At 60.3% G+C, this 12,933-nt stretch carries 15 protein-coding genes and 1 riboswitch; of the genes, 7 read left to right on the forward strand and 8 right to left on the reverse strand.

The window, feature by feature from the left end; translation table 11 throughout:
* The first annotated feature begins 46 nt into the window (after positions 1–46).
* The 3 genes from KW842_RS07430 (at position 47) to KW842_RS07440 (ending at position 2,669) form a co-directional block, all read left to right on the forward strand.
* On the forward strand, positions 47–880 hold the full coding sequence (locus KW842_RS07430) for an MBL fold metallo-hydrolase (protein ID WP_218303448.1): 834 nt from the start codon (positions 47–49) through the stop codon (positions 878–880).
* Positions 881–947: 67 nt separating this feature from the next.
* Positions 948–2,270: a leucine-rich repeat-containing protein kinase family protein gene (locus KW842_RS07435; protein ID WP_218303449.1), complete on the forward strand. Its 1,323-nt coding sequence runs from the start codon at positions 948–950 to the stop codon at positions 2,268–2,270.
* Between the two features lie 18 nt (positions 2,271–2,288).
* Positions 2,289–2,669 (forward strand): BlaI/MecI/CopY family transcriptional regulator, encoded by a 381-nt coding sequence (locus KW842_RS07440; protein WP_218303450.1) that lies wholly within the window; start codon positions 2,289–2,291, stop codon positions 2,667–2,669.
* Between the two features lie 5 nt (positions 2,670–2,674).
* Here KW842_RS07440 and KW842_RS07445 read toward each other — a convergent pair whose 3' ends face one another.
* Positions 2,675–3,874, reverse strand: a complete 1,200-nt coding sequence (locus KW842_RS07445; protein WP_218303451.1) for an alpha/beta fold hydrolase — start codon at positions 3,872–3,874, stop codon at positions 2,675–2,677.
* A gap of 397 nt (positions 3,875–4,271) precedes the next feature.
* Here KW842_RS07445 and KW842_RS07450 point away from each other — a divergent pair, with 397 nt between their 5' ends.
* From KW842_RS07450 to KW842_RS07460, 3 genes are all read left to right on the forward strand, one after another.
* The gene (locus KW842_RS07450) at positions 4,272–4,682 is read left to right on the forward strand and encodes a hypothetical protein (RefSeq protein WP_218303452.1); all 411 of its coding nucleotides are present in this window, start codon (positions 4,272–4,274) and stop codon (positions 4,680–4,682) included.
* 33 nt (positions 4,683–4,715) lie between these two features.
* Positions 4,716–5,048 carry a PilZ domain-containing protein gene (locus KW842_RS07455; RefSeq protein ID WP_218303453.1) on the forward strand — a complete coding sequence of 111 codons (333 nt, stop codon included), beginning with the start codon at positions 4,716–4,718 and terminating at the stop codon, positions 5,046–5,048.
* A 77-nt stretch (positions 5,049–5,125) separates the two neighbouring features.
* A riboswitch (SAM-I-IV-variant riboswitch) is annotated at positions 5,126–5,229 on the forward strand.
* Positions 5,230–5,269: 40 nt separating this feature from the next.
* Positions 5,270–5,566, forward strand: a complete 297-nt coding sequence (locus tag KW842_RS07460) for a hypothetical protein (RefSeq protein ID WP_218303454.1) — start codon at positions 5,270–5,272, stop codon at positions 5,564–5,566.
* Positions 5,567–5,611: 45 nt separating this feature from the next.
* Here the strand turns inward: KW842_RS07460 and gltA are convergent, their stop codons facing one another.
* The 7 genes from gltA to KW842_RS07495 all read right to left on the reverse strand — a co-directional run bounded on the left by gltA (position 5,612) and on the right by KW842_RS07495 (position 11,640).
* The gene (gene gltA, locus KW842_RS07465) at positions 5,612–6,913 is read right to left on the reverse strand and encodes a citrate synthase (protein ID WP_218303455.1); all 1,302 of its coding nucleotides are present in this window, start codon (positions 6,911–6,913) and stop codon (positions 5,612–5,614) included.
* A gap of 54 nt (positions 6,914–6,967) precedes the next feature.
* On the reverse strand, positions 6,968–7,249 hold the full coding sequence (locus tag KW842_RS07470) for a succinate dehydrogenase assembly factor 2 (protein ID WP_090176585.1): 282 nt from the start codon (positions 7,247–7,249) through the stop codon (positions 6,968–6,970).
* Positions 7,250–7,353: 104 nt separating this feature from the next.
* Entirely contained in the window at positions 7,354–8,064 is a 711-nt protein-coding gene (locus KW842_RS07475) for a succinate dehydrogenase iron-sulfur subunit (RefSeq protein ID WP_218303456.1), read from the reverse strand.
* Between the two features lie 11 nt (positions 8,065–8,075).
* Complete coding sequence (gene sdhA, locus KW842_RS07480; RefSeq protein ID WP_218303457.1) at positions 8,076–9,854, reverse strand: succinate dehydrogenase flavoprotein subunit; 1,779 nt, start codon at positions 9,852–9,854, stop codon at positions 8,076–8,078.
* Positions 9,855–9,856: 2 nt separating this feature from the next.
* Positions 9,857–10,228, reverse strand: coding sequence for a succinate dehydrogenase, hydrophobic membrane anchor protein (gene sdhD, locus KW842_RS07485; protein WP_218303458.1), 372 nt, complete (start codon positions 10,226–10,228; stop codon positions 9,857–9,859).
* A gap of 1 nt (position 10,229) precedes the next feature.
* On the reverse strand, positions 10,230–10,652 hold the full coding sequence (gene sdhC / locus KW842_RS07490) for a succinate dehydrogenase, cytochrome b556 subunit (RefSeq protein ID WP_218303459.1): 423 nt from the start codon (positions 10,650–10,652) through the stop codon (positions 10,230–10,232).
* 202 nt (positions 10,653–10,854) lie between these two features.
* Positions 10,855–11,640, reverse strand: coding sequence for a GntR family transcriptional regulator (locus KW842_RS07495; RefSeq protein ID WP_218303460.1), 786 nt, complete (start codon positions 11,638–11,640; stop codon positions 10,855–10,857).
* Between the two features lie 237 nt (positions 11,641–11,877).
* Between KW842_RS07495 and KW842_RS07500 the strand changes: the two genes are divergently transcribed.
* The gene (locus KW842_RS07500; protein WP_218303461.1) at positions 11,878–12,867 is read left to right on the forward strand and encodes a malate dehydrogenase; all 990 of its coding nucleotides are present in this window, start codon (positions 11,878–11,880) and stop codon (positions 12,865–12,867) included.
* The last annotated feature ends 66 nt before the right edge of the window (positions 12,868–12,933 follow it).

Consider the following 12,933-nt stretch of genomic DNA (forward strand, 5'->3'; position numbering starts at 1 on the left):
ATCGAGCAATTTAAGATGGCGTCATTCTTACTTATCTGGAGTGATCATGTTCAAACAAGCCTTGCTGACCGCCGCCCTCGCCACCGCCATCAGCGCCCAAGCCGCGCCACTCAAGCTTGAAGTATTCAATCCAGGCGAGGCCGCCATCTTCCCGGTCGCGTCGGTACTCGTCAGCGGCGACAAGGACGCGGTGCTGATCGACGCCCAGTTCTCGCGCGGCGAAGCGATCAAGCTGGTGGAGAAGATCAAGGCCAGCGGCAAGCACCTGACCACGGTCTACATCAGCTGGGACGATCCAGACTATTACTTTGGCCTGGACGTGATCCACGCCGCCTTCCCGGATGCGAAGATCGTCGCGCTGCCGCACGTGATTGACGGCATCAAGGCAAAAAAAGACGCCAAGGTCGCCTACTGGGGCCCGATCCTGAAAGAGAACGCGCCGAAGGAAGTGATCGTGCCGCAACCACTGAAAGGCAATCTGTCGCTGGAAGGCCAGAAACTCGACATCACGGCGGACTATGTGTGGATTCCATCGATCAAGGCGGTGGTTGGCGGCGTCGCGGTGTTCAACGGCCTGCACGTCTGGACGGCCGACGCGCAAACGCCGGCTGCGCGCAAGCAATGGCTGGCGACGCTGGACCGTATCGCCTCGCTGAAGCCGGTCACCGTGGTGCCGGGCCACTTCGCACCGAGCCTGCCGCTGACGCCGGACAGCATAGCCCACACCCGCGACTACCTGGTCAAGTTTGAAGCGGAAACCGCCAAGGCCGCCAACTCGGCCGCGCTGATCGCGCGCATGAAGCAGCTGTACCCGAACGCCGGCCTGGAAAGCGCGCTGGACATCAGCGCCAAGGTCGCCAAAGGCGAGATGAAATGGTAAGCCGCTGAGGCGGCGCTGGCGACGTCGAAGTGATACACTGCGGCGTCGTTTTCTATCGCCACCTCACATGCACACCCTGGAGCAGTTGCGCAGCGGCGCGCTGGCAGGCATCCAACGCCTGACCTTGCGCTGCGGCCTCACCGAATTCCCGCGCGAAATCTTTGCGCTGGCCGACAGCCTGGAAATCCTCGACCTGAGCGGCAATGCGCTGTCGACGCTGCCGGATGATCTGCACCGGCTGCACAAGCTGCGCATCATCTTCTGCTCGGACAACCAGTTCACCGAGCTGCCGGCTGTGCTGGGCGCCTGTCCTGCGCTAAGCATGATCGGCTTCAAAGCCAACCAGATCCGCCACGTTCCCGCTGCCGCGCTGCCGGCCAGCCTGCGCTGGCTGGTGCTGACCGACAACCATATCGAGCAACTGCCGTCCGCGCTGGGTGAACGCCCGCAGCTGCAAAAGCTGATGCTCGCCGGGAACCGCCTGCGCGCCCTGCCGCCGTCGATGGCACAGCTGCACAAGCTGGAACTGCTGCGCATTGCCAGCAACCAGCTGGCCGAACTGCCTGACTGGCTGCTGGCGCTGCCGCGACTGACGTGGCTGGCCTACGCCGGCAATCCCTTCAGCGAACAGCGCGAGGACGCGCTCGCCCACACGCCCTCGGCCGCAATCAGCTGGCCCACGCTGACGCTGCGCGAAAAGCTAGGCGAAGGCGCCTCCGGCGTCATCTATCGTGCCGACTGGCAAGCGGCCACGCCGTCAGATGCAGCAGCCGCTGCCAGCGCTTTGGCCAATGGCCGCCCAGTCGCCGTCAAACTCTTCAAAGGCGCCATGACCAGCGACGGCTCGCCGCTGAGCGAAATGGCGGCCTGCCTGGGCGCCGGCGCGCATTCAAACCTGATCCCTATCCTGGGGCACGTTGAAGACCATCCGGAGCACACGCACGGCCTGGTCATGGACCTGATCTCGCCCGCATTCCACAACCTTGCAGGCCCGCCTAGCCTGGACAGCTGCACGCACGACATCTACGCCGCCGATAAACGCTTCCCGCTGCAAACCGCGCTGAGCATCGCGCGCGGCATCGCCTCCGCCGCTGCCCAGCTGCACCAACACGGCATCCTGCACGGCGACCTGTATGGCCACAACATCCTGCACGACGACCACGGCCACACGCTGCTGGGCGACTTCGGCGCCGCCTCCTTCTACGATCCGGCCGGCCGGCAAGCCGACGCGCTGCAAACGCTGGAAGTCCGCGCCTTCGGCAACCTGCTGGAAGAGCTGCTGGACCGCAGCGACAGCACGCCATCGGCGTTGCGGGAACTGCAAGCCGCCTGCCAGTTAGGTACGCCGCGCTTCAAAAGCATCCAGGAACAGCTAGACAATTCATTCTAGATATTTTATTCTACATCCATGAGTACCAATAACCTGCCCAAACCGACCGCCGCCGAACTGGAAATGCTGCGCCTGCTGTACGCGCTCGGTCCGGCGACAGCGCGCCAGGTGCACGAAGCCGCCGTGGAAACCCGTCCCGACGCCAACTACGCGACGGTGCTGCGGGTGCTGCAAATCATGCATACCAAGGGTCTGCTCAGCCGCGACGAAAGCCAGCGCGCCCATATCTACGCCCCAGTGCAGGAACAAGACTCGGTGCAAACCAACCTGCTGAAAGACCTGATTCAGAAAGCCTTCGCCGGCTCCGGCAAAGCCCTGGTCCTGGCCGCCCTGCGCGGCGGCCACGTCAGCAAAAAAGAACGCGAAGAAATTCAGGCCCTGCTGGATCAGGACAAATAAGCGCGTTACAGTGTCATCTGGCACGCCTGGTCCCGTGCCGGGCGTCCGTCGATGAAATCTTGCACGTGCCGGGCGAAACAATCCGGCGCTGTCCACAGGATAAAGTGCGGCGCGCCGTGGACAGTGAGCCAATCCACCTGGCCGATTTTCCGCAACGCCGCCACATGCTCCCGCGCGCCCTCGTAAGGCGTCTTCGGATCGTATGTGCCACTCAATACCAGCAACGGCGGCAGGTGTTGCGGCAATTGCCCGAAATAGACATCGCGCGGATAGGTTGGCAAGGCTGGCTTGACCAGCAGCTCCGGCAGCCGGCTGGAGAACAATAGCTGGGCCTCCTCCTGCGCCAATTCGGCCATCGTCAGCTGCGGCCGCAGATTATTCTCCGATATGCTGATGATGCTGACCAGCGGAACCGAGGGTGGCGTTTGCGGATAAGCGCCCAGCGTCGCACCAGCCGCTTGCAGCGCGGCGATGGTCAGGCCAGGTTCGTCGCCACGCCCAGTCGCCAGCGCCTTGATCAGCAAAGGAATCCGCTGGCGCGCAGCCGGCACATCGAGTGCGCCGCCGAGGAAACGCTTGAGATTTTTACCTGGAATATCGGCCAGCATCGCCGGCGTCTGGCTGGCTTGCGCCAGCACGCGCCGATACAAGACAGCAGCCTCCTCCCCCAGCGCCGCATGGCACGCCGGGTCGGTATCGCAGTCAGCCAGCACCTTGCGGCCAACGGCGTCGACCACGTTCGAGCGCTGGCTCAGGTCCCATGCCGCAGCGTTCTGCAAGGGCACCAGCGAGTCGAGGATGACGCCGTTAACCCGCACATCGCCAAGTTGCAGGGCGCGCAACACTAATTGCGTGCCGTAAGAAACACCATAAATGTAGACCGGTTTGCCGCGATCCGATTCCTCCACGAGGCGGCGCAAATCCTGTGCGGCACTGGTGATGGAAAAGTCCTTGGCGAGCTCTGGATGTGCACCGAGTCGCTGAAAGCAGCTCCCCCATTCCGCGCCTGCCAGCGCCATGCCGCCCAAGCTATCGACGCCCTCTTCCTGCGGACACAGGCGCGAAGAATACCCGGTACCACGATGGTCGGGGATCAGCAGGTCGAAGCCGGGAAAGCTGCGGCGCAAAGTCGGCAGCATCGGATAGAGCGACGCGCCGGACTCTCCCGGTCCACCCGAAACCAGCCAGACGGCGCCTCGGGACACGCCTGCAGCGGGGAATTTGCGAACAAAGATCGTTGCCTGCGGCCCGTCTGTAGCCGCCTCATAGGACATCGGCAGCATGTTGGTCTTGCAAACGCTTCCTTTTAAATCTGCAAACTTATCGGCATCGGCACAAGGGGTGTAGCCTAAGGCCCGGCTGGCGCCCGCCGAACAGAACATCATCAACACCAAAAACAGGCGAACCACGGTTAATTTCATCTACTGGCCTCGGATAGGGATGGGAAGATGCAAGTATTGCATCGCTTCGGGCTGCTTGATGGAAAGTTACGACGAACTGCGCTGTGGACGGGGCCAACCGGCCTTTGACAGGGATGAACGGATCCTCCGCCATCCCGGCAAATGGCACTACAATGTAAGCCCTTTTATCTAGCCCATGTCCATGACCAGCCGTTTCAACTCCTGGCCGGAACACGCCCATCCCGTCATTGCCGTCCTGCTGGCGGTGGCGATTTGCGCGGTGCCGGTGGTGCTGCCGCACTTTAGCCTGGCCAATCTGCCGGCCAACCTGTTTGCCTATGTATTCTGCTGCGTGCTGGCCTATCCATTCGCGGCACTGCTGCGGCACCGCATCACCAGCCTGCCGGCGGTATGGGGCATCGCTGCATTATTGCTGCTGGCTGCCTGCCTGTACCACACCAACATCATCGCCGAGACCGCCAACAGCGCCTGGCCGCAGCGGCGCGATGTCACGCTCGACAAATTCCTGTTCAATTTGCCGCAATTGACGCTCGGGGTGTTGTGTTGGTGGTTATTAGTGCTGCGTCCCGACCGCCGCAAGCGCAGATTGTGATAATCTTTCCACAATCAAACTTCCGCTAGCGTTATGGACCAGAAAGCCCGCACCGCCCGCCGCCATGCTGTTCGCCAGCCGGCCGTGCTGACCATGACCGACGAAAGCCGCCACGAAGTCCGCACGCTGGACCTGTCGCACGGCGGCATCAGCCTGCAGACCGAAAGCCAGATCCGCCTGGCGCAATACTGCGCCATCTCCTTCAGCGTCCAGTTGGGCGAGGTCGACCACAGTGTGCTGGCCATGGGCCAGGTGGTCTACAGCGATCCCGACGCTGAGCATGGCTTCAAGACCGGCGTCCAATTCCTGCGCATCGACGACGACAGCCGCGCCGTCTTCCACCAGCTGCTGCAAGAAACGCAATAACCGGCAGCGTATTGCATGCCCAGCGATTTTCCGCTATATTGAACACAGTTTCGCTATAACGGATTTCCGGTATAGCTCATCAGCATCAAGAGTCGGTTGATCCGACGCCAACCTGCCTCCCCGGGCAAGGTGGAAGCCTCTACGGCGATGCGGCCTTTTAACGGCAACGAAGCGGGTGTGACATGGTTACTCCAAATCGAGCCAAGCTTTCAGGAGAACCCATGACCACGTCCCACCACACCGCCCCGCTGGACAGCCAGTTCCGCATGACGCACACCTTCCACCTGTCGCTGGGCGCAGATCAACCGGCCGCCGGCCAGCTGGAATCCACGCTGAAAAGCTCCGCAGCACGCATCGACAAATGGCTGATCCTGCGCCGTGGCGGCAGCTACGAGCACAGCATCACCGTCGACGGCATCGGCGAAGCCGCCGCCCGCACCCTGCGCAAAGCCTTCGCCAGCCTGAACAGCGAAATCAAAGTCCACGTCGAACACATGCTGCATTTCGACCGCGCATAAAAAAACGGGCCGAAGCCCGTTTTTTGCACTCGCTGCCAGCGTGGATTAACGCTTGTCCAGTGGTGGTACGTCGCGTACGGTCGAGCCGATGAACAGCTGACGTGGACGGCCGATTTTCTGCTCTGGATCGGCGATCATTTCGTTCCACTGAGCGATCCAGCCGATGGTACGCGCCATCGCGAAGATGCCGGTGAACAGCGACACTGGGATGCCCAGCGCCGATTGCACGATGCCCGAGTAGAAGTCGACATTCGGGTACAGTTTGCGCGAAACGAAGTATTCGTCGTTCAGTGCAATCTTTTCCAGTTCCATCGCCAGTTTGAACAGCGGGTCGTCTTGCAGGCCCAGTTCGTTCAGCACTTCGTAGCAGGTTTCGCGCATCAGCTTCGCACGCGGGTCGAAGTTTTTGTAGACGCGGTGACCGAAGCCCATCAGCTTGACGCCGGAGTTCTTGTCTTTGACCTGAGCGATGAAGGCCGGGATGTTATCCACCGAGCCGATTTCTTTCAGCATGGTCAGCGCCGCTTCGTTGGCGCCGCCGTGGGCAGGGCCCCACAGGCAGGCGATACCGGCAGCGATACAGGCGAACGGGTTGGCGCCCGACGAACCGGCCAGACGCACGGTCGAGGTCGAAGCATTCTGCTCGTGGTCAGCGTGCAGGATCAGGATACGGTCCAGCGCGCGCACCAGCACGTCGTTGACTTTGTATTCTTCGCATGGATTGCCGAACATCATGCGCATGAAGTTGGCCGAGTACGACAGGTCGTTGCGTGGGTACACGAACGGCTGGCCGATCGAGTATTTGTACGCCATCGCCACCAGGGTAGGCATCTTGGCGATCAGGCGGATCGCCGACACTTCACGGTGCTTGGCATCGTTGATGTCCAGCGAGTCGTGGTAGAACGAAGCCAGCGCGCCGACGGTGCCGACCAGTACCGACATCGGGTGCGCGTCGCGACGGAAGCCGCGGAAGAAGAATTGCATCTGCTCGTGCACCATGGTGTGCTTGGTGACGGTGTCGACGAATTCTTTTTTCTCCACTGCGTTCGGCAGTTCGCCGTTCAGCAGCAGGTAGCACGATTCCATGAAGTCGGCGTTGACCGCCAGCTGTTCGATCGGGTAGCCGCGATATTGCAGTTCGCCCTTGTCGCCGTCGATGTAGGTGATCGACGAGTTGCACGCTGCGGTCGACATAAAGCCTGGATCGTAGGTGAACTTGCCGGTCGCGCCGTACAGCTTACGGATGTCGACGACGTCAGGACCAACGGTACCTTTGTAGATCGGGAATTCGACCGATGCGCTGCCATCGGAGAACGAGAGAGTGGCTTTGTTATCAGAGATATTCATGGACTCTTCCTTCTTGGAGAGATGATGCAAGTAAAAAGAAACTGGGTGTGCTGCTTACGCTTGGCGCAACTGCTGCAGCAACGCGCGAACGTGCGGCAGGTCAATTTCGCCTTCCGGCTCCTTACGGGCCAGTACCAGATCCATCAGGGCATTGTCCGACAAGTCGAGGAGCCGCGTTAAAGCGTCCACTTCCTCGTCGGTCAATTCAGTTTCACGCGCATCCAGAAAACGGGTGAGGATGATGTCGTTTTCCAGCAGACCCCGGCGGGCGCGCCAGCGCAGGCGGGCACGGTTGGCTGGGTCGGACTGATGCGCTGCGTGATTCGTTTCAGTCATAAGCTTTAACTTTACACTGTGCGCGCCGTTCTTGCTGGAGCGCAGATTCTAAAACCGTAAAACAAAAACGGGCGGCGCTGATGCTGCCGCCCGCAGTGTGCGCGTTAGATTGCGCGGCGTACCATCAGCTCTTTGATTTTGCCGATTGCCTTGTTCGGGTTCAGACCTTTAGGGCAGACATCGACGCAGTTCATGATCGAGTGGCAGCGGAACAAGCGGTATGGATCTTCCAGGTTGTCCAGACGCTGGCCGGTGGCTTCGTCGCGCGAGTCGGCGATGAAGCGGTAGGCTTGCAGCAGGCCGGCAGGACCGACGAACTTGTCCGGATTCCACCAGAACGACGGGCACGAAGTCGAGCAGCACGCGCACAGGATGCACTCGTACAGGCCGTCCAGCTCTTCGCGCTGTTCCGGGGTTTGCAGGCGTTCTTTTTCAGGACGGATCGATTCGTTGATCAGGTAAGGCTTGATCGAATCGTACTGTTTGAAGAACTGGGTCATGTCGACGATCAGGTCGCGGATCACCGGCAGGCCTGGCAGCGGACGCAGCACGATAGGCTCGGTCAGCTCGTTCAGGTTGGTGGTGCAGGCCAGGCCGTTCTTGCCGTTGATGTTCATCGCGTCCGAACCGCACACGCCTTCGCGGCACGAGCGGCGCAGGGCCAGCGAGTCATCCACGTCGGACTTGATGCGTTGCAGCGCGTCCAGCAGCATCTTGTCGGTGTCTTTCAACTCGACGGTGACGTCCTGCATGTACGGCTTGGCGTCCTGGTCCGGATCGTAACGGTAAATTTTCAGTTTAAGAGTGCGTGCCATGTTATATAGCCTTAGAAAGTACGTGGTTTCGGTTTGAAGGTATCAACCGTCAGCGGCTTGGTCACGACTGCTTTGTAATCCAGTCGGTTGCCTTCCGAGTACCACAGGGTATGCTTCATCCAGTTGTCGTCGTCGCGGTGCGGGTAATCGTCGTGGGCGTGGGCGCCGCGCGATTCTTTACGCGCTGCTGCCGAGACGATGGTGGCTTTCGCGGTCTCGATCAGGTTGTCCAGTTCCAGTGCTTCCACGCGGGCGGTGTTGAACACTTTCGACTTGTCCTTGAACGAGACGTGCTTGCGGCGCTCGTCCAGTTTCATGATCTCTTCGACGCCTTTTTGCAGCATGTCGTCGGTACGGAACACGCCACAGAACTTCTGCATCGAAGCGCGGATGTCGTTGGCGACGCCCTGCACTTTTTCGCCGCCGGTCGAGGTTTCCAGCTTGTTCAGGCGGTTCAGCGCGAAGTCGGCGGCGTCCTTCGGCAGCGGTTTGTTTTCCTTCTGCTTCAGGTTCGATGCGACCACGTGGTTGCCGGCCGCGCGGCCGAATACCACCAGGTCCAGCAGCGAGTTGGTGCCCAGGCGGTTGGCGCCGTGCACCGATACGCAGGCGCATTCGCCGATCGCGTACAGGCCGTTGACCACTTTCTGCGTGCCGTCGCCGTTCGGCGTAACGACCTGACCGTGGATATTGGTCGGGATGCCGCCCATCTGATAGTGGATGGTCGGCACGACTGGAATTGGTTCCTTGGTCGCATCGACGTTGGCGAACTTGTGGCCGATTTCCAGAATCGATGGCAGACGCTTCTCGATGGTGTCCTTGCCGATGTGGCGCAGGTCCAGCATGACGTGGTCTTTGTTCGGACCGCAGCCGCGGCCTTCCTTGATCTCCTGGTCCATCGAGCGGGACACGAAGTCGCGCGGCGCCAGGTCTTTCAGCGTCGGCGCATAGCGCTCCATGAAGCGTTCGCCTTCCGAGTTGATCAGGATACCGCCCTCACCGCGTACACCTTCGGTGATCAGCACGCCCGCGCCGGCCACGCCGGTCGGGTGGAACTGCCAGAATTCCATGTCCTGCAGCGGCAGGCCGGCGCGTGCCGCCATGCCCATGCCGTCGCCGGTGTTGATGAAGGCATTGGTCGACGCGGCGAAGATACGGCCGGCGCCACCGGTAGCGAAGATGGTGGTCTTGGCTTCCAGGATCATGACATCGCCGGTTTCCATTTCCAGCGCGACCACGCCAACCACATCGCCTTCGGCGTCGCGGATCAGGTCCAGCGCCATCCACTCAACGAAGAAGTGGGTGCGGGCCTTGACGTTGCGCTGATACAGCGTGTGCAGCAGTGCGTGGCCGGTACGGTCAGCGGCGGCGCAGGCGCGCTGCACCGCTTTTTCACCGAAGTTGGCGGTATGGCCGCCGAACGGACGCTGATAGATGGTGCCGTCAGGATTACGGTCGAACGGCATGCCGAAGTGTTCCAGCTCGTAGACCACCTTCGGTGCTTCGCGGCACATGAATTCGATCGCATCCTGGTCGCCCAGGTAGTCGCCGCCTTTAACGGTGTCGAACATATGCCAGAACCAGTTGTCTTCCGCCATATTGCCCAGCGAAGCGCCGATGCCGCCCTGGGCAGCCACGGTGTGCGAGCGGGTCGGGAAGACTTTCGACAGCACCGCCACATTCAGGCCGGCTTCGGCCAGTTGCAGCGATGCGCGCATGCCGGAGCCGCCGGCGCCGACGATTACCGCGTCAAAGCGGCGGGTTGGAATACCAGATTTAATAGCTGCCACGATTACACACTCCAGATAATTTGAATCGACCACACGGCACAGCCGATCAGCCAGGCGATGGTGGCGATTTGCAGGAACAGGCGCAGGCCAACGGCGCGCACATAGTCCATCCAGACGTCACGCATGCCTACCCAGGCGTGGTAGAACAGGCCGATCAGCGTCACGGCGCTGATCAGTTTGAACCATTGCTGGGCGAACAGGCCGGCCCAGCCTTCATAGGTGAAATTCTGGCCGGTCAGGAAAGCCAGCAGCAGGATGGCGGTGTATGCCACCATGATGACTGCGGTGACGCGCTGCACCAGCCAGTCCTTGACGCCGTAGTGGGCGCCTACAACGCGGCGCTTAGGGCCGATACCGTTATCGTTGATGGACATTTCAGAATACTCCAAACAGTTTCAGGGCGATCAGGGCGGTCAGCACCAGGCTGATGACCAGGACGGTGATCGACGATTTACGCGCGGACTGTTTGTCCAGGCCAATGTGCAAGTCCATCACCAGGTGGCGAATGCCGGCGCACATATGGTGCAGGAAGCTCCAGCTCAGACCCAGGATGATCACTTTGACCAGCGGGTAGGTGACGAAACCTTCGTAGTAAGCGAAAGAGATCTCGGAACGCAGGGAATTCTGCAAGAGATACAGCACGAATGGCAGCAGCAGGAACATGCCGACGCCGGAAATACGGTGCAGGATGGACACATAAGCAGCTGGCGTCATACGGTAGTTGGACAGTTCGGTAACATGAATGTTACGGAACTCCGGCCGTTCTTTTTTAGGGGCTTCCCTTACGGCTTCTGACATAACAAGACCTCCTCAGGCTAATACAAAATTTTGGTAAGACTGCGATTTTCGCCGATTTCCACTCTCATAACCAATATCTATTGTTACATATAATAAAAATAGTGGTCGGCATCACAACTGGCGGCTACTTTCTGTAGCTCAACGTATTATCAGCGCAACAATGCTACGGGCGTATGACCGGCGCCCCTGCGCTGCGTCTCCTTCAATTCAACTCGTTGTGATAGTGATGGCGCTCGGTCAGGTACAGGCCGCGGCGCAGCTCGACCGGCTTGTCGCCATAGGTAAACGAGACCCGCTCCGACGCCAGCAGCGGCGTATTCACGGCAATTTTCAACAGCGCGGCATCGCCTTCGGCGGCGCAGACGGCGCGGATTTTTTCAGTGGCACGTATCATGCGCGTGCCGAATTCGGATTCAAACAGCCCGTACATGGGACCTTTATACTCCTCCAGCCGTTCCGCAGTCAGCCCCTTAAAAGTGATACCCGGCAGCCACAGCTCCTCGACAATGGTCGGCACGCCGTCAAAATGCTGCACGCGCTTGACAAAGATCACGGCGTCGCCGGACTTCAGGTCCAGCAGGCGCGCCACGTCGGCCGGCGCGCGGGTGCGTTTGACTTCGATGAACTGGCTGACACCCGGATGCGGCACGCCCTCGTCGGGCATCAGCCGCAGGAAACGGAACTGGGCACGCTCCTCGTGGTGGGTGGAGACGAAGGTCCCCTTGCCCTGCTTGCGCATCACCAGGTTCTCGGCAGCCAGCTCGTCGATCGCCTTGCGCACGGTACCCTGGCTGACCTTGAAGCGGTTGGCCAGTTCGACTTCGCTGGGAATCAGTTCACCCGGCTTCCATTCGCCGGACTGCAGGCTCTTGGTGATCAAGGCCTTGATTTGCTGGTAAAGCGGGGAGAAAGTAGGCGACACTGAGGCAGCACTACCGGCGCTTGCAGCGGTAGCATTGTGGCTCGGATTGGGTGGCGCGGAACTCATAGACCAAGATTTCACCACAAATGAACAGTGCCGTCCAGAAAAAACGGCAATAACTTATCTGTCTTATATAAGACATAAGATAGGATTGACAGATAGTGGCGGCAGGCCTACACTCCCCGCCAGCACTTATAGATACATCATTATAAGCGTCTAATTTTGCAGTATGATTACGATTTCCCGGACCGGCCGACGGTCCAGCTTCAAGAACGTTTTACTTACACACTTTGGAGATTCATCATGGCTAAAACCCCATTGCGCGTTGCTGTCACCGGCGCCGCTGGTCAAATCGGTTACGCACTGCTGTTCCGCATCGCCAACGGCGACATGCTCGGCAAAGATCAACCAGTTATTCTGCAACTGCTGGAAATCGCCGACGAGAAGGCACAGAAGGCGCTGAAGGGCGTCATGATGGAGATCGACGATTGCGCATTCCCGCTGCTGGCTGAAATGACCGCCCACTCCGACCCGCTGACCGCCTTCAAGGATGTCGACTACGCAGTGCTGGTCGGCGCCCGTCCGCGCGGCCCAGGCATGGAGCGTAAAGACCTGCTGGAAGCCAACGCGCAGATCTTCACCGCCCAGGGCAAAGCACTGGACGCGGTCGCTTCGCGCAACGTCAAAGTGCTGGTGGTCGGCAACCCAGCCAACACCAACGCCTACATCGCCATGAAATCGGCGCCATCGCTGCCAGCCAAGAACTTCACCGCCATGCTGCGCCTGGACCACAACCGCGCGCTGTCGCAAGTGGCTGCCAAAACCGGCACCCAGGTGAAAGACATCGAGAAGCTGACCGTATGGGGCAATCACTCGCCGACCATGTATGCTGACTACCGCTTCGCTACCGTAGGCGGCAAAAACGTCAAAGACCTGATCAACGATCAGGAATGGAACGCCAACACCTTCCTGCCTACCGTCGGCAAACGCGGTGCAGCGATCATCGAAGCGCGCGGCCTGTCGTCGGCTGCTTCGGCCGCCAACGCCGCCATCGACCACGTGCATGACTGGCACGTCGGCACCAACGGCAAGTGGACCACCATGGGTGTTCCTTCGGATGGTTCGTACGGCATCCCTGAAGGCATCGTGTTCGGCTTCCCTGTGACCACCGAAAACGGCGAATACAAAATCGTTCAAGGCCTGGACATCGACGCCTTCTCGCAAGAGCGCATCAACCTGACCCTGAAAGAACTGACCGAAGAGCGCGAAGGCGTCAAGCACCTGCTGCCGTAAGCTTCTTCCCCTTTCGTGGAACCGGTTAAACAACCGATCCGCCGCACCCGCCGCGCTGCCGAGAGC

The organism is Duganella sp. sic0402, from assembly GCF_019219065.1.
Lineage (GTDB): Bacteria > Pseudomonadota > Gammaproteobacteria > Burkholderiales > Burkholderiaceae_D > Rugamonas.

What these genes read in the sequence shown, in the direction of transcription:
- KW842_RS07430 (WP_218303448.1), top strand. Translation starts at nt 47, where the DNA reads ATGTTCAAACAAGCCTTGCTGACCGCCGCCCTCGCCACCGCCATCAGC.
- KW842_RS07435 (WP_218303449.1), top strand. Translation starts at nt 948, where the DNA reads ATGCACACCCTGGAGCAGTTGCGCAGCGGCGCGCTGGCAGGCATCCAA.
- KW842_RS07440 (WP_218303450.1), top strand. Translation starts at nt 2,289, where the DNA reads ATGAGTACCAATAACCTGCCCAAACCGACCGCCGCCGAACTGGAAATG.
- KW842_RS07450 (WP_218303452.1), top strand. Translation starts at nt 4,272, where the DNA reads ATGACCAGCCGTTTCAACTCCTGGCCGGAACACGCCCATCCCGTCATT.
- KW842_RS07455 (WP_218303453.1), top strand. Translation starts at nt 4,716, where the DNA reads ATGGACCAGAAAGCCCGCACCGCCCGCCGCCATGCTGTTCGCCAGCCG.
- KW842_RS07460 (WP_218303454.1), top strand. Translation starts at nt 5,270, where the DNA reads ATGACCACGTCCCACCACACCGCCCCGCTGGACAGCCAGTTCCGCATG.
- gltA (WP_218303455.1), bottom strand. Translation starts at nt 6,913, where the DNA reads ATGAATATCTCTGATAACAAAGCCACTCTCTCGTTCTCCGATGGCAGC.
- KW842_RS07470 (WP_090176585.1), bottom strand. Translation starts at nt 7,249, where the DNA reads ATGACTGAAACGAATCACGCAGCGCATCAGTCCGACCCAGCCAACCGT.
- KW842_RS07475 (WP_218303456.1), bottom strand. Translation starts at nt 8,064, where the DNA reads ATGGCACGCACTCTTAAACTGAAAATTTACCGTTACGATCCGGACCAG.
- sdhD (WP_218303458.1), bottom strand. Translation starts at nt 10,228, where the DNA reads ATGTCCATCAACGATAACGGTATCGGCCCTAAGCGCCGCGTTGTAGGC.
- sdhC (WP_218303459.1), bottom strand. Translation starts at nt 10,652, where the DNA reads ATGTCAGAAGCCGTAAGGGAAGCCCCTAAAAAAGAACGGCCGGAGTTC.
- KW842_RS07495 (WP_218303460.1), bottom strand. Translation starts at nt 11,640, where the DNA reads ATGAGTTCCGCGCCACCCAATCCGAGCCACAATGCTACCGCTGCAAGC.
- KW842_RS07500 (WP_218303461.1), top strand. Translation starts at nt 11,878, where the DNA reads ATGGCTAAAACCCCATTGCGCGTTGCTGTCACCGGCGCCGCTGGTCAA.